This window comes from Algoriphagus yeomjeoni, from assembly GCF_049821175.1.
Taxonomy (GTDB): Bacteria; Bacteroidota; Bacteroidia; order Cytophagales; family Cyclobacteriaceae; genus Algoriphagus; species Algoriphagus yeomjeoni_A.
Map to the genome: position 1 here is coordinate 3533684 of NZ_CP187512.1, position 14781 is coordinate 3548464.

At 40.5% G+C, this 14781-nt stretch carries 13 protein-coding genes; 9 read left to right on the forward strand and 4 right to left on the reverse strand.

All coding sequences use genetic code 11. The features are described from left to right. The first annotated feature begins 75 nt into the window (after window positions 1-75). A complete protein-coding gene (gene purU, locus ACPUEN_RS14225; protein WP_425636562.1) occupies window positions 76-930 on the forward strand; it encodes a formyltetrahydrofolate deformylase in 855 nt (284 codons plus the stop codon). On the opposite strand, the gene alr is transcribed toward purU, so the two are convergent. Then, on the reverse strand, window positions 927-2081 hold the full coding sequence (alr, locus tag ACPUEN_RS14230) for an alanine racemase (protein ID WP_425636563.1): 1155 nt from the start codon (window positions 2079-2081) through the stop codon (window positions 927-929). The genes purU and alr overlap by 4 nt on opposite strands. A gap of 88 nt (window positions 2082-2169) precedes the next feature. Between alr and ACPUEN_RS14235 the strand changes: the two genes are divergently transcribed. Continuing rightward, complete coding sequence (locus ACPUEN_RS14235) at window positions 2170-2757, forward strand: DNA-3-methyladenine glycosylase I (protein ID WP_425636564.1); 588 nt, start codon at window positions 2170-2172, stop codon at window positions 2755-2757. A gap of 1 nt (window position 2758) precedes the next feature. Here the strand turns inward: ACPUEN_RS14235 and ACPUEN_RS14240 are convergent, their stop codons facing one another. The 3 genes from ACPUEN_RS14240 to ACPUEN_RS14250 all read right to left on the reverse strand — a co-directional run bounded on the left by ACPUEN_RS14240 (window position 2759) and on the right by ACPUEN_RS14250 (window position 6832). Beyond that, window positions 2759-4279: a sodium:proton antiporter gene (locus ACPUEN_RS14240; RefSeq protein ID WP_425636565.1), complete on the reverse strand. Its 1521-nt coding sequence runs from the start codon at window positions 4277-4279 to the stop codon at window positions 2759-2761. 181 nt (window positions 4280-4460) lie between these two features. After that, window positions 4461-5687: a Glu/Leu/Phe/Val dehydrogenase dimerization domain-containing protein gene (locus ACPUEN_RS14245; protein WP_425636567.1), complete on the reverse strand. Its 1227-nt coding sequence runs from the start codon at window positions 5685-5687 to the stop codon at window positions 4461-4463. Window positions 5688-5758: 71 nt separating this feature from the next. Then, entirely contained in the window at window positions 5759-6832 is a 1074-nt protein-coding gene (locus tag ACPUEN_RS14250) for an anhydro-N-acetylmuramic acid kinase (protein ID WP_425636568.1), read from the reverse strand. A 104-nt stretch (window positions 6833-6936) separates the two neighbouring features. Between ACPUEN_RS14250 and ACPUEN_RS14255 the strand changes: the two genes are divergently transcribed. The 7 genes from ACPUEN_RS14255 (at window position 6937) to ACPUEN_RS14285 (ending at window position 14716) form a co-directional block, all read left to right on the forward strand. Beyond that, window positions 6937-7653, forward strand: a complete 717-nt coding sequence (locus ACPUEN_RS14255; RefSeq protein ID WP_425636569.1) for a type III pantothenate kinase — start codon at window positions 6937-6939, stop codon at window positions 7651-7653. After that, window positions 7643-8926, forward strand: coding sequence for a hypothetical protein (locus tag ACPUEN_RS14260; protein WP_425636570.1), 1284 nt, complete (start codon window positions 7643-7645; stop codon window positions 8924-8926). Before ACPUEN_RS14255 ends, ACPUEN_RS14260 begins: the two co-directional genes overlap by 11 nt. A 93-nt stretch (window positions 8927-9019) precedes the next feature. Continuing rightward, on the forward strand, window positions 9020-10321 hold the full coding sequence (locus ACPUEN_RS14265; protein WP_425636571.1) for a hypothetical protein: 1302 nt from the start codon (window positions 9020-9022) through the stop codon (window positions 10319-10321). An 83-nt stretch (window positions 10322-10404) separates the two neighbouring features. Then, window positions 10405-10950: an LPS export ABC transporter periplasmic protein LptC gene (lptC, locus tag ACPUEN_RS14270; RefSeq protein ID WP_425636572.1), complete on the forward strand. Its 546-nt coding sequence runs from the start codon at window positions 10405-10407 to the stop codon at window positions 10948-10950. 77 nt (window positions 10951-11027) lie between these two features. After that, complete coding sequence (locus tag ACPUEN_RS14275) at window positions 11028-11237, forward strand: hypothetical protein (protein ID WP_425636573.1); 210 nt, start codon at window positions 11028-11030, stop codon at window positions 11235-11237. A 2-nt stretch (window positions 11238-11239) separates the two neighbouring features. Further along, entirely contained in the window at window positions 11240-12520 is a 1281-nt protein-coding gene (locus ACPUEN_RS14280; protein WP_425636574.1) for a hemolysin family protein, read from the forward strand. An 84-nt stretch (window positions 12521-12604) separates the two neighbouring features. Beyond that, the gene (locus ACPUEN_RS14285) at window positions 12605-14716 is read left to right on the forward strand and encodes a SurA N-terminal domain-containing protein (RefSeq protein ID WP_425636575.1); all 2112 of its coding nucleotides are present in this window, start codon (window positions 12605-12607) and stop codon (window positions 14714-14716) included. Window positions 14717-14781 lie beyond the last annotated feature (65 nt).

The following is a 14781-nucleotide window of genomic DNA, read 5'->3' on the forward strand; positions in this document are numbered from 1 at the left end:
TTCAATGATTTATCATGGCGTTTGCCACATTTACAGACTCTTTGATTTTTTTGCAGACAACCAAACAATTTAATTATGAAAAAAGCCATCCTAATCATTCAGTGTCCTGATCAAAAGGGAATAGTAGCAGAAGTTTCTAGTTTTTTATATAACCACAATGGAAATATTCTTGAGGTTGATCAGCACGTGGATGAGGAAATGGGGATGTTTTTTATGCGAGCTGCCTGGGAACTGGATACCTTTTCTTTAGGTAAAGAGGAGATTTCTCAGCGTTTCAAGTCTGAAGTTGGAGAGCGATTTCAGATGGATTTCAAACTTCATTTCAACTTCCCAAAACCGCGAATGGCGATTTTTGTGAGCAAGCTCTCACATTGCTTGTTTGATATTTTGGGAAGGCACTATGCTGGGCAGCTTGAGGTTGATATTCCTTTGGTCGTTTCCAATCATCCAAATTTGAAGCAAGTGGTAGAAGCCTTCGGAATTCCTTTTCACCATATTCCCATTTCCTCAGAGACCAAAGCTGCTGCTGAAGCAAATCAACTGGAATTGATGAAGTCAAACCAAATTGACTTTGTAGTCTTGGCGAGATACATGCAGATCTTGTCTGCGGAGTTTATTCAGCATTTCCCAAATCGAATCATCAATATTCACCACTCATTTTTGCCTGCTTTCGTGGGGGCCAAACCGTATCATGCAGCATTTGAGCGAGGTGTCAAAATTATTGGAGCAACGGCTCATTACGTCACAGAAGAATTGGATGCAGGGCCGATCATAGAGCAGGAAGTGGCCAGAGTGAGGCATCATAATACCGTTGCTGAGCTCGTACAGATTGGTCAAGACGTGGAAAAAGTAGTGCTTTCTAAAGCTATCAAATATCACATAGATCGAAAGGTGATGCCAATCAATAACAAGACCGTAATTTTTTATTAAGGGATAATTATCCTTGGAATATCTTTCGGCAATCTGGTGAGCATCTCGTAGTTGACTTGCTGAGTAGATTCAGAAAAAGACGCCACAGTGATTTCTTTTCCACCTTGCTTTCCAATTAATATCACCTCATCCCCTATTTTGAGATCTTTGATTTTGCTCACATTTACAGCAATCGCGTTCATGGTGACAGTACCCACCACTTGACAATGTTGCCCGCCGATCAGAACCATTCCCTGATTACTCAGCATCCGACTATAGCCGTGTCCATACCCCACAGGTACGATGGCCAAACGAATGTTCTCTAAGGCCATGTAGCTATTGCCATAGCCTACAAATTCCCCGGTTTTGACTGCTTTCAAACTCATGATGGTGCTTTTCCAAGTGATGAGCCGGCGTAAAGGATTTTTATTTCCTTTGGGAAGGGAATTTAGCTTCGCAAAAAAAGTTTCTTTAGTGGGCCAAAAACCATAGCCCGCTATACCTATTCTTACCATATCCATGATTGTTTCTGGGAAAATAAGTGTCGCTGCAGAACATGCTGTATGATAGATTTTGAACGCTATTCCTCTAGAATTGAAAAAGTCTTTAAACTCATGATATCGGGCAATTTGATTCTTAACTCGTACAAAGTTGCTTACAGATTCAGCCCCAGCATAATGGGTGCAAAGTCCCTCGATGGAAATATTATCCTTTTCCTCAAGGAGTATTTCTGCAAGCTTTTCACGTTGGCTCCAATCAAATCCAGTTCTGTGAAAGCCCGTTTCGATTTCAATATGGACTTTAGCGTGAATGCCAATTTCTTTGGATATATCGATTGCTCGTTGTAGTCTTTCGAAATCAAAAACATAAAAGCTGATTCCTTTACTTATCAGTTCTGGGATCTCTTCAAGGTGCAGCATACCCAAGATCATGATTTCGGATCCTCTTTTAGAATGCTCTAAAACTTCCCACGCTTCGTCCGAACTGAAGGTGCAGAAATGGCGTATTCCGGCTTTCTCAATTATTTCGACCATTTGGGCGATTCCATGGCCATAAGCATTTCCTTTGACTACTGCAGAAATGATAGGCTTCGGGCCGATTTCAGAGCGTATGTAACGAATATTTTGTCGGTAGGCTTTGGCGCTGATTTCTAGAGTGGAGGTGGCAATCATTTTAATCTGTCAATTGAAGTCAAAAAGTAAGGCACTCTGCCTCCTAATCCCAACTCTTGATTAATTTTATTCACCTAAATTGTCACAAATGAAAAATACTTTTCAAATTACTGATCAAAAAACTCGCTGTCCTTGGTGTCTGGGTTTTGAAGAATATGTAGCCTATCATGATACGGAGTGGGGAGTTCCGGTTTGGGATGATCGTGTGCATTTTGAGTTTTTGATTTTAGAATCTGCTCAGGCTGGATTGAGTTGGGCCACGATTTTGAAAAAAAGGGAAGGTTATCGTAAAGCTTTTGCAGACTTTGATTACGAAGTTGTAGCAGAGTTTCCAGAAAGTTATGTGCAGGAATTGCTGCAAGATCCTGGCATAATCAGGAATGTTTTAAAAATCCGGGCGGCAATAAACAATGCAAAACGCTTCATGGAAGTCCAGAAGGAGTTTGGTTCTTTTTCTAATTACATCTGGGGATTTGTGGGAGGAAAGCCGATTCAAAATCGCCTATCCTCTATGAGTGAAGCTCAAGCGACTACCAAGGAATCCGATTTGCTAGCCAAAGACCTAAAGAAAAGAGGTTTCAAATTTCTAGGAAGCACCACAGTCTATGCACACATGCAGGCAACAGGTCTTTTCAATGACCATTTAGAATCCTGTTTCCGGTTTAGTGAAGTGTAATTTATACGAAAGCGAAAAATACCAGCCATACCAAGAATAGAAGTGGCAGTAAGATCGGCAAGGAGAACCGGATAATGTAACCGAAGAAGGAAGGCATTTTGATGCCATTTTGCTCAGCGATAGACTTCACCATGAAATTTGGCCCATTACCAATATACGTCATTGCTCCAAAGAATACTGATGCAATTGCAATCGCCATTAACTCAAATGCTGAATCATGGTATCCGTCAGCCGCAAATTGCCTAACCTCTTCAATATTATTGATAGATGCGCCTTTGGAAGCCATAGCAGCGGCTAAGAAGTTCAAGTAGGTAGGTGCATTGTCTAGAAATCCTGATAAAATTCCAGTTCCCCAATACAGCGTATTATGGGTAATCATAGCAGCGCCATCAGGAGATTTGGCAAAAGCACCTACAAGTTCCAATGCAGGCATCATAGTGCCGAAGATTCCTATAAATATAAAAGCTACTTCCCGAATAGGCTCAAAATTGAATTCATTGCCTTTAATAGCTCGCTGGTCAGCAAACCGATAGGAAAGGAAGGCTACTGTAAGCATGATAATTTCTCTGATGTAAGAGAATTTCTGCCCGTCATAGACGATAGCCGGAACGCCCTCTATCACATTTGGATCAAGGAATACTGAACAAATAATAATAAATAACCATCCAAAATTCTTAATTCCTACTAAAGAAAATTTGTTAGTATAAACAGTTTCTTCCAGTTCATTATCATCGTTGGCTCTTCCAATTTTTTTATCAATGAAATAGAACACCACAGCCAACATCACTAAAGTAAATATCCATGCAGGCCAGTTATGTTCTAGTGTCCAAAAGAATGGTATGCCTTTCAGGAAACCCAAAAATAGCGGTGGATCGCCGATCGGAGTGAGTGAACCACCTACATTACTCACCATAAATATGAAGAATATGATGTGATATGCCTGAATATTACCTTTATTCAGTCTGATGAATGGTCGGATCAAAAGCATGGAAGCTCCTGTAGTTCCGATCAGATTAGAAATCAGCGCACCAATGACTAGCAAGGTTACGTTTGCAAATGGTGTAGCTTTCTTATCTATCTCTATCAATATGCCTCCCGAAGCGATATATAAAGATGCTAGCAGCGCTATAAACTGAATATATTCGGCCAGCGCATGGACGGGTGCATGGACATTTCCTAGGATAAATAAATAGTAGAAAACGACTAACAACGCGAATCCGATAGCAATTTTAGGATAATTGTGGTGCCAAAAATGCTCATAGAACAGCGGTCCTGTGGCAATCATGAGTAGTAGAGCTACAAAAGGAATGACAAGCCAAATAGGTGCTGTATGATGTTCCTCCTCCACTGCTTCTTCCACCAAATCTTCATGTGTTCCGACTTGATCAGCATCTACATGATCAACTTGAGCTAAGAATACGTTCTCATTATCAGTGGTTTGAGCATAGGTATATTGCGTGCCTATCCCACCAAAAAATAATAAACCGAAAAGTATGGAGAAACTAAAGATAAAATTCTTCATTAGGCTAACAGGGTATACTGGGGGTTCTTTTCGGTTAATTTAAGCAATTAATTAATTGTTGTTGTACTGCTGTGGCTTCTGCTAAACTACAGATTTTGGCTGATACAGCACAATCAAAACATTCCATCCTGATGGAATTAATCAAAAATTAACTCCATCAGGGCAAAGAGAAAGCATGATTTTACACGAGTTGTGCTAAAGCTATGCTAAAGGAGCTTTCCGCTAGTTTAACTTTTTCAGGATTTTTCGAATTTACCTTCAAAAGCGCTTTTTCTATAGTCTTGCTGACATCTGTAAATATAGCCTTATCGGTGACTTCTGCATTATCAGTCATCAAGTATGCAAACACACGAGCCATCCCACAATTTGCTATGAAATCTGGAATGACAGAAACACGCTGATCAGTCCAAACACCAATAGGACCGAAGAAAATCTCTGGGTCAGCAAAGGGCACATTTGCTCCACAGGAAATAACTTCCAAACCTGCATTGACCATTCGCTCTGCTTGGTCCTGGGTGATCAGTCTGGAGGATGCTGCCGGAATGAAAATTTCACTTTCCAGATCCCAAATTTTTTCATTGATCTCTTCAAACGTCAGTTGATTTTCTGCTACGAGTTTATTCCCTTTTCTATTGAGGAAGAGCTCTCGCACCTCATCTAGTGTGTAGCCGTTTTCGTTGATAACGCCTCCGTCTCGATCTATAATACCAACTATTTTCACGCCTTCCACAGCTAAGAAGCAGGCAGCAGCAGCTCCCACATTTCCCCATCCTTGGATGACCGCTCTCTTTCCTTTAATACTTCCTCCCCAAATGGTGTAATAATGTCGTACAGCTTCGGCCACACCAAAACCCGTAATCATATCTGCTACGGTATATTTCTTTGGTCCATTGGGAGTAAAATCAGGATCTTCGAGAACTTTTGAAACTCCCTGTCTCAATTGGCCGATTTTTCTGATTTTCTCAGGTTCTGTAGCATGATAGTGACCGTTTACGACTCCTTCCTGCGGGTGCCATAATCCATAGGATTCCGTGATTGGAATTACCTCATGGATTTCGTCCACATTCAAATCACCACCTGTACCGTAATAACTTTTTAACAATGGAATGACAGCTTTGTACCAGCGTCGGAGAACTTCATCTTTGCGGGGATCATTTGGATCGAAATTGATTCCTGATTTTGCACCACCAATAGCGGGACCAGAGACAGTAAACTTCACCTCCATAGTTTTGGCAAGAGATTCTACTTCACGCTTATCTAGCCCTTTTCTCATTCGAGTACCACCGCCGGCAGCTCCTCCCCGAAGAGAATTTATCACCACCCAACCTTCTGCTTCTGATTCGCTGTCGCTCCATTCAAAAGTGATTTCTGGCTGCTTGTTTTCAAATTTTTTAAGTAATTCCTGCATGTAATTTGGGTTTATAATAGGGCAAAAATAGAAAAATAAACCAGTGTTGTTACATGAAGTCTGACGGGCGGTTAACCATAAATTACTCCACCACATGAGTCAATTCTTGCTCCTGTGACAGAAGCCAAGCAGTTATTTTCATTGCGAAGACGCAACACTCCAAGAAATCCAAAAATCAATGCTTCCTTAAATTCTATAAGTTCCTGTGCAGCACAAGCATGAACCCATTTATTATCAAGCTGTTTGGCCAGACATTCTATAAAAAATGAATTATATGCACCTCCTCCAGTAATCAGAACAGAAGGCTGATCATTGCTTTGATGATACTTGATAACTTTGGCGATTTGAAAAGCAAAATGCTCCACAAGAGTTCTGAGGACCTCTTTTTCTGAAAGGCCACTAGAATTTATAAGTGGGATGAAATCATTTTCCAGATCCTCTCTACCCAAAGACTTTACTTCTGACTTGGAATAATAAAAAAGTGCATTTAAAGCCTCATATAGGGGTGTATGTAACCTACCCTCCTTTGCCCACACACCTCCTTTATCATACTCGGCACCTAATTTTTTTGCCTCGGAATTTAGCAAGAGATTAAAAGGACAGGTATCAAAAGCGATCCGCTTACCTGAGGATTCCATGCTAATATTTGCTATTCCTCCCAGGTTGATACAAAAATCAATTGAGGAGAAAAGCAAATGGTCTCCGATGGGAACCAAGGGCGCTCCTTGCCCGCCAAGCTGCACGTCATGCATTCGGAAATCATTGATTACTTTCTCGCCTGAAGCTTCATGAAGGGCCCAGCCATTCCCGATCTGAAGGCTCAGCTGCCTAGCTGGCTGGTGGAATACGGTATGCCCGTGAGAGCAAACAGCCATAGGTTTGATTTGCTTTTCGCTACAATATTGCCTTACTTTTTCTCCCATCCACTTTCCAAAATCCACATCCAGAAGTGCCAACTCCAAAGCGGAGAGCTTGTGACAATTCATGAGCTTTGATCCTAATTCTTCTGGAAAAGGAGCAGTTACTGCATCTAAAATCTCGTAAGACCACTGATCATGAAGTTCGTAGCTGCAATAAGCTATGTCTAATCCATCTCCGGAAGTACCAGACATCAATCCGATCATGGTGTATTGGGTAGGACTCATGGGTTAAAGTTTGTTAAGTACCAACTAGCTCAAAGATAATTTAACACGGAGAAAAGGCACTACTTTTTTTGAATGGCTATTTTGCAGACTATTAATTAACCTGCATGACTAATCTCATTATAGATATTGGTAATACTAGAATCAAATCAGCTTTCTTTGAAGGGGAAAAGTTGATCGAGGAAGATGTCTTTGACACGCTAGATAATGCATTAACGCATTGGAAATCAGTTTCATTTGATCAGTGTTTAATCAGTTCTGTAAGGTGGAGTCAAGAAGAATTGCAGGAATTAATCCCCTTTCAATTTGCCTACCTAAGTTCTGACACCAAACTGCCCATTACTAATTCATACGGAACTCCGGCAACTTTAGGCCTAGACCGAATAGCTGGAGCAATAGGAGCTTGGGCGATGCGGGGTAAGGGACCCGTTCTCGCAATAGACTTAGGAACTTGTATTACTTTTGATCTTATCGATGAAAGAAACTCGTATTTGGGAGGAGCCATCAGTCCTGGTCTCGGGATGCGTGCCAAAGCTATGAAAGATCAAACAGCGAGATTGCCATTGGTTGATCTGAAATATAAACCTGCTGAATTAATCGGCAACAATACCATCACCTGTATGCAAATCGGTATTTGGTACGGAGTTGAATTCGAAATACGAGGGCAAATAGAAGCATACACTAAAAAATTTCCAGAAATTGAGGTCTTTGTTAGCGGTGGAGACGCCCAATCTTTTGATTCATTGGCAAAAGACCTCATATTTGTAGTCCCAAATTTGGTCCTATACGGATTGAATTCTATTCTAAACCACAATGTTGAGTAAAATCAAATTGCAATTGCTGGGTGTACTATGCACCCTTTTCTTATTTACGGAAACGCAGGCACAGACCAGCGCATCTACTTATAGTGCCTTAGGTATCGGTGAATTTAATTATTCAGGCCTTACCAATAATCAAGGAATGGGGGGGCTTGGCATAAGTTACGGTACTCCATGGAATCCGAACACAGTTAACCCGGCCCTTTCTACCAAAAACACAATTTTTAATTTTGAGGCGGCACTGAATTACAAAAAAATCGCTGCCAATAACGGTACGGAAACTTCTGATGTAGATGGCGGTGGATTGTCTTATGTTGCATTTTCACTTCCAGTGAAAGTAAATAAGTTTACAGTAGGCTTTGGCTTGAATCAAATCACCAGTGTGAACTATAGATTGAGAATACAAAGTACCGTAGAGAATGCTGAGGTAAGGGCATTCAATGATATAGAAGGTGATGGTGGTATTTCCGAAGCTTACTTAAGTTTGGGGATGGTAGTTGCCAAGAATTTCAGTCTTGGACTACAAGGATCCTATCTTTTTGGGTCAACAATTCGCACGGATCAGTTGGCACTTTTTAGTGATGAAGGAGCTCCGGTCGGGAATGTCACAGAATATTATGAAAGATTAACAGTTAGTGATGTGGGTATCAAAGCGGGTGCATATTACTTCATCCCGTTGAACACAAAGAGCAAGCTTCACATGGGTGCCATTTATCAGCATTTAGGAGATGTTAATGGAAAAGCTTTTGCCAAGCTCGCAGCATTTGGCCAAGCTAGCGATCCGGATTCGGATGGAGACTTGATTGCTAACGACGAGCCAGGTAGCATTTATATCCCTAATCGCTACGGATTCGGGGTTTCTTACGAGAAAAACAACAAATTTGTAATCGGATTAGAAGGCCAATATCAGGACTTTAAAAAGTTCAGATCTTTGCTCGACGATCCTATTAGATTGCAGGAAGCAATTAAGGTAGGCTTGGGAATCCAGTTTACACCGGATTATCTTAATGTAGATAGTCCATTGAAGAGGGGGACTTATAGAGTCGGATTGGAATACCAACAGACTCCATATTATTTGAACGAGACAAATATTAATGACCTTGGCATTAACTTTGGAGCTTCACTTCCTGTGAATCAACTTTCATTATTGAATTTCGCAGTGAAGGTAGGTCAGCGGGGAACCACTGATAATGGCCTGATCAGAGAGAACTATGTGAACGTAACCTTAGGTTTATCATTGAATGATAATAGTTGGTTCTTCAAACGAGTATTTGACTAATAATTAACCAAACCATTCAATCAAAATGGTTAAATCCTAAAACTTGGATTTAGACATGAAGATTAAATTGTGCCGAATTAAACCATTATGAAAATGAAAATTAAATCTACAATCCTAGGGCTTACTGCCCTGCTTCTGGCCGGCATGGTCCAAGCTCAAGAAGGATGGAATTTTCCATCTGATCCTGCGCAAGAAGCTAAAGCAAGAGAATTAAATGCAGCCTATACTGATTATATGAATTCTGATCAGGTTATAGAAGCTACACATCCCCTGCATTGGTTGCTAACCAATGTACCTGAGCTGAATGAGTCTATCTATCAGAATGGTATCAAAATTTATGATGAAGCTTCAAAGATTACCACTGACGAAGCTCAAAAAAGAGTTTATCAAGATTCTGTGATTTTGCTATTCAATAAAAGAGGCGAAATCTACGATAATGAGAAAAACTGGATCGAGAATAAGGCATATTACGGATACCAATACTACAAAGGTGATAAAGATATGTTGGAAGGTCCTATTGCAGACTTTGAGAAAGCAATGGAACTTAATGGTACTATCAACTATCAACTGACCGCTGCCTATTTTGATCTTATCTATAGAAATTATGCTTATCACCAAGCTTATACGGGTGAAGAGATTCTAGCTATTCATGACAAAATCAATAAAATGCTAGACAAAGCTGCAGCAGAAGGAACAGATGTTTCCAGTCAAAAGTCTACTTTGGAAACTCTATTGGTAGCTATGGAGCTTATTGATTGTGAATTCATTGAAAATACATTGGGTCCAAAATTGATAGCTGATCCAACTAATGAGGCTCTTGCTGACCAAATCTTCAAGTATTCTGTACAATATAAATGCTTTAATACTGATGCCTTCTTACAAGCACTAGAGATCAAGCATGCGAAAGAGCCTTCATTCTCTACATCCCAAGTAATTGCGATGAGGTATATGCAGGAAGATAATGCTGCAAAAGCAGAGGAAATGTGGAGTCAAGCACTAACTCTTGCTGAGAATGATACTCAAAAAGCGGAGGCACAATTTGAATTGGCAAAAATATACCTGAAGCAAGGCAAAAAGTCTGCTGCAAGAACTGCAGCAAGAGAAGCTGCTAATCTGGATTCATCTAGAACTTCAGATATCTACTCCATGATTGCAGGAATGTACATGAACTCCTTCAATGATTGTAAAGCAGGAAATAGCCGTGTGAAAGATTATTCAATCTATATCGCAGCTTATAATGCTTACCAAAGAGCAGGTGATTCTTCTGGAATGGCGAATGCGAGATCTAGATTCCCTTCTAAAGAAGAGTTGTTTACAGAAGGTATGCAGGCTGGTCAAACCATTAACACTGGATGTTGGATTGGTGAGACTGTCACCTTAGCTACTAGAGATTAATATCTTATTTAATATTAAAAGGCAGTCTTCGGGCTGCCTTTTTTCATTTATAGACTAAAGCAATTTTCAAGTATCTTTGAGCCGTGAAAACCATACTAATTTTCTTCTTACTTATTTGTGTACTCAGTGTAACGAGCTCCTGCAGGGAGGATATAGATGCATCTCTGCTTGAGGAGTATGAAGGTCCCACGAACATGAGTACTAATTTTCACCTGATTCAGAGTGATTCTGCCATAGTCCGTTCAGAAATCAAAGCTCCCAAGCAATTGGAATTCGCCAATGGAAATATGGAGTTTCCTGAGGGAATAGAGATTCAGATTTTTGAAAAGGATGGTCAATTGAGTACTACCTTGACAGCTGACCGAGGATATTTATTTAAGCAGGAAAATATCTTCAAAGGAGAGGGAGACGTACAGGTTCACAACTTAGTAAAAGACCAAAAGCTGCAGTCAGAAGAGCTTTTTTGGGAGCCAAATAAGAAAAAAATATATACTGAGAAGTTTGTAAGAGTACAGGAGGGAAATACATTTTTCTTTGGATCTGCATTGGAAGCCGATGAAACTTTTACGAATTATTCCTTGAAAGATATCAGGGAAAGCAAGTTGGAATTGACCGACGATGGGCTTTAAATGAATTCTTTAGAAAGAAATTTCTTAGTAAATAAAACTGAACTTTACTCGTTCAGTTTACTTCAATATTATTCAACATGAAATTACTTGACGCATTAATATTATCGCTTTCACTGGCACTGATGATTGTTGGCATCCACCAGACTATTACCCAAGGAGTAGGTGCTTCGTATGCAATTTTTATGTTTGCGGTAGCCTTACTATTTTGGTTTCAGTACCGCAAAATGCAAAAACCCGAAGAGCCTCCTACCCCTAAGAAAAAGACCCAACCCCGCAAAAAGCGTTAAGAATGGAAATTAGTTATTATTTGATTTATGTGATTATCACCCTTGCGATGTCTGCCTTTTTCTCAGGAATGGAAATCGCGTTTATCTCAGCGAATAAGCTTCAGATAGAGCTTCAAAATAAGCAAGGTGACCTCACAGGTAAGATCTTAAGCGTATTTGTACAGCGTCCTGGGCAGTTCATCGGTACCACCCTGATGGGCAATACCATCATGTTGGTTCTCTATGGTATTTTCATGGCTTACTTGATGGAAGATCCGCTGAAAAACTTGTTAGATGGCTACGCCAACGATGCCATTGTACTTTTGCTACAAACAGTGATCTCCACCATAGTTGTCCTGATCACTGCTGAGTTTTTGCCAAAAAGTCTTTTCATGCTGAACCCAAACAGCATGTTGAATTTCTTTTCTCTCCCATTTTGGGTTATTTATATTTTGTTCTATCCAGTTGTTTGGGCTGTGGTAGGCCTTTCCAGGTTTTTTATAACCAAAATTCTCCGATTGGAATACAGTGAGGACAAGCCTGTTTTTACGGTTACAGATCTCAATAGCTTTGTCCAAAATCATATTCATAAAGGGAAAGAAGAAGGGCATGTGGAAATCGATACGAAGATTTTTGATAATGCAGTAGAGTTTAAAACCGTTCGTGTGCGCGAATGTATGGTGCCCCGTACCGACATTGTATCTGTGGAGGTGGAAGATGCTATCGAAGAATTGAAGCAGGTATTTGAAGAAAGTGGGCATTCTAAAGTCATCGTATATCGGGAGTCTATCGATGATGTGATTGGCTATTGCCACCAATTAGAGCTTTTCAAAAAGCCTAAAACCATCGAAGAAATCCTAACCCCGATTATTATTGCTCCGGAATCTGCCTTGGCTAATGAGTTGCTGATTCAATTTATTCAGGAGCGAAAAAGCCTGGCTTTGGTAGTTGATGAGTTTGGAGGCACATCTGGGATAGTTTCTATGGAAGATATTATTGAGGAGATTTTTGGGGAAATCGAGGATGAGTATGACTCGGATGATTTGATCGAGCAGAAAATTTCAGACCAGGAATATTTGCTCAGCGCGCGTCATGAAATTGACTACCTCAATGATAAATATGGATGGGAATTGCCCATAGGAGACTTTGAGACCCTATCCGGCCTGATTCTTTCGCTTACTGAAAACCTTCCAAAGAAGGGGGAATCAGTTACTTTTGAAGCATATAATTTCACTGTGGTGACCAAGCAAGAGCATAGAATAGAGACAGTTCGCTTGAAAATAAATAGCTCTGGAATTTTCTAGTTAAGCGTTTGATTCAGAATATATTTTGAATTTCGTTAGTAATGCTCTTATTTTGCGACTCTCTAAAAAAGCGTAGTAATAATAATGGCGTTAATTAAACAAATTAGACAACGAACTGGTCTGATGATCGGCGTAATTGCCGGCGGATTGATTTTATTCCTCTTAGGAGGAGATTTATTAAGCCCAAATTCCTCCCTTCTAGGCTCAAGTCAGAACATAGTGGGTGAGATTGCTGGTGAAGATATCACTTACGAAGAGTATATCGCCCGCGTGGAAGAATTCAAAATTGCCAATCAGCAGCGTACTGGAAGAGTTCCTTCTGAAGTAGAACTGTATTCTATCAGAGAGCAAGCTTGGCAATCAATGATTGTGGAGCGCGTGTTCAAAGAAGAATATGAGAAGTTAGGCTTGACTATTTCTGATGCTGAATTAGTTGACATGGTTCAGGGCAAAAACATCGTTCCGGAATTGCGTCAGCAATTGGTAAATCCGCAGACTGGTCAGTTTGACAAAAGTCAATTGGTAGCTTTCCTACAATCTTTGGAAACTGCAGATCCAGCGCAGCAGGCATATTGGAATCAACAAGAGCAGCTTTTTGCTGACTCAAGATTAAGAATCAAATATGACAACATGCTCGCTACTTCTGAGTTTGCAACTCAAGCTGAAGCTAAAGTAGAATACAAAGCAGCGAACACTATCGCAGATGCTTCTATTCTTTTCGTTCCTTTCTATGCTGTACCCGATGCAGATGTGACAGTTTCTGAAAGTGAAATGCAAGCATATTTGACTAAGAACAAAAGCAAGTTTAACGCTGGAAATGCAGCTAGCATCGAGTATGTAACATTCAGCATTCAGCCAAGTGGAGCAGATTCATCAGAAGTTATTTCTCAGATTCAAGAATTGACTGAGGAGTTGAAAACTACTGAGAACGATTCGCTTTTTGCATTGAGAAACTCTGAAGGTCAAGCGCCATTTTTGACAGTAAGACCAGGTGACGAGCTTCCAATCAATTTGACGAATAACGTCCCTGATATTCAAGCAGGCGAGACTTATGGTCCTTTTATCACTGCTAACTCAACTTACGTATCTTATAAGATCTCTGATCAATACGAAGGAACTCCAAGATTGAGAGCTTCCCATATTCTATTCAGTACAGAAGGAATGGATGATGCTGGAAAAGCAGCTGTAGAGGCGCAAGCTGAAACAGTTCTTGCACAGGTGAAAGCTGACGGCAACTTCGAAGTAGCTGCTAGACAATACGGACAAGACGGTACTGCTCAAACTGGCGGAGATTTAGGCTGGTTTGCAAAAGCTGATTTCGTTACAGAATTCGCAGACGCGGCTTATGCTGCAAAAGCTCCAGGCATCTTAGATAATCTGGTAGAGACAGAATATGGCTACCACATCATCAAGGTGACTGAAATGCCTAAAACTACTTATACCAAAATAGCCACTGTAGAATTGGAATTGGTAGCTAGTGATGCCACTAGAAACGAAGCTTTCAGAAATGCAGATTCCTTTGCAGCGAATGCTGGAAACAGAAATGAGTTTACTGAAAATGCTACTACTGATAATTACAGAATTCTACAGGCAAATAATGTAGACGCTAGTGCTAGAAATATCAACAACCTTCAAAACGCTAGAGAAGTAATTCGTTGGGCATTTGCTGATGGGACTTCTACAGGTGAGGTTTCTGACGTATTTGAGCTTGACAATTCTTACATCGTTGCTACTTTAGTAAGCAAGAGAGACGAAGGCGACTTGGAGCTAGCAGATGTGAAAGAACAAGTAGAAGCTCAGGTTAGAAATGAGAAAAAAGCTGAAGTCATCAAAGAAAAGCTTGCTGGTAAAACTTCATTGGAAGATATGAAAGCTGTATTCCCTGAGGCTGCTTCTCTAAACGAGATTCCTGATTTGAAACTAAGTGCCAACGTAATCCCAGGAGTAGGTTTTGCTCCACGTGCGATCGGTGCGATCTTCGGAATTGAGCAAGGTCAAATGACCCAGCCAATTCGTGAGGATGTGGGCGTGATCGTAGGTAAACTGAATGCATTGACTCCAGCGGCTGAAATCGGAGACTATTCTGCTTACCAGGGTCAATTGACACAGAATGCTTCCCAGCGTACGACATATTCTGTAATGATGGCACTGCAAGATTTGGCAGGCGTCAAGGACTATAGATATAAATTCTTTTAATAAAGAAAGAAACTAGAATCGGAACCCATGCCCCACAGCATGGGTTCTTTGTTTATATTCGAAAC

Bases quoted from the DNA above. Each gene is read 5' to 3' on its own strand.
- purU (WP_425636562.1), top strand. From the start codon at position 76: ATGAAAAAAGCCATCCTAATCATTCAGTGTCCTGATCAAAAGGGAATA.
- alr (WP_425636563.1), bottom strand. From the start codon at position 2,081: ATGATTGCCACCTCCACTCTAGAAATCAGCGCCAAAGCCTACCGACAA.
- ACPUEN_RS14235 (WP_425636564.1), top strand. From the start codon at position 2,170: ATGAAAAATACTTTTCAAATTACTGATCAAAAAACTCGCTGTCCTTGG.
- ACPUEN_RS14240 (WP_425636565.1), bottom strand. From the start codon at position 4,279: ATGAAGAATTTTATCTTTAGTTTCTCCATACTTTTCGGTTTATTATTT.
- ACPUEN_RS14245 (WP_425636567.1), bottom strand. From the start codon at position 5,687: ATGCAGGAATTACTTAAAAAATTTGAAAACAAGCAGCCAGAAATCACT.
- ACPUEN_RS14250 (WP_425636568.1), bottom strand. From the start codon at position 6,832: ATGAGTCCTACCCAATACACCATGATCGGATTGATGTCTGGTACTTCC.
- ACPUEN_RS14255 (WP_425636569.1), top strand. From the start codon at position 6,937: ATGACTAATCTCATTATAGATATTGGTAATACTAGAATCAAATCAGCT.
- ACPUEN_RS14260 (WP_425636570.1), top strand. From the start codon at position 7,643: ATGTTGAGTAAAATCAAATTGCAATTGCTGGGTGTACTATGCACCCTT.
- ACPUEN_RS14265 (WP_425636571.1), top strand. From the start codon at position 9,020: ATGAAAATTAAATCTACAATCCTAGGGCTTACTGCCCTGCTTCTGGCC.
- ACPUEN_RS14275 (WP_425636573.1), top strand. From the start codon at position 11,028: ATGAAATTACTTGACGCATTAATATTATCGCTTTCACTGGCACTGATG.
- ACPUEN_RS14280 (WP_425636574.1), top strand. From the start codon at position 11,240: ATGGAAATTAGTTATTATTTGATTTATGTGATTATCACCCTTGCGATG.
- ACPUEN_RS14285 (WP_425636575.1), top strand. From the start codon at position 12,605: ATGGCGTTAATTAAACAAATTAGACAACGAACTGGTCTGATGATCGGC.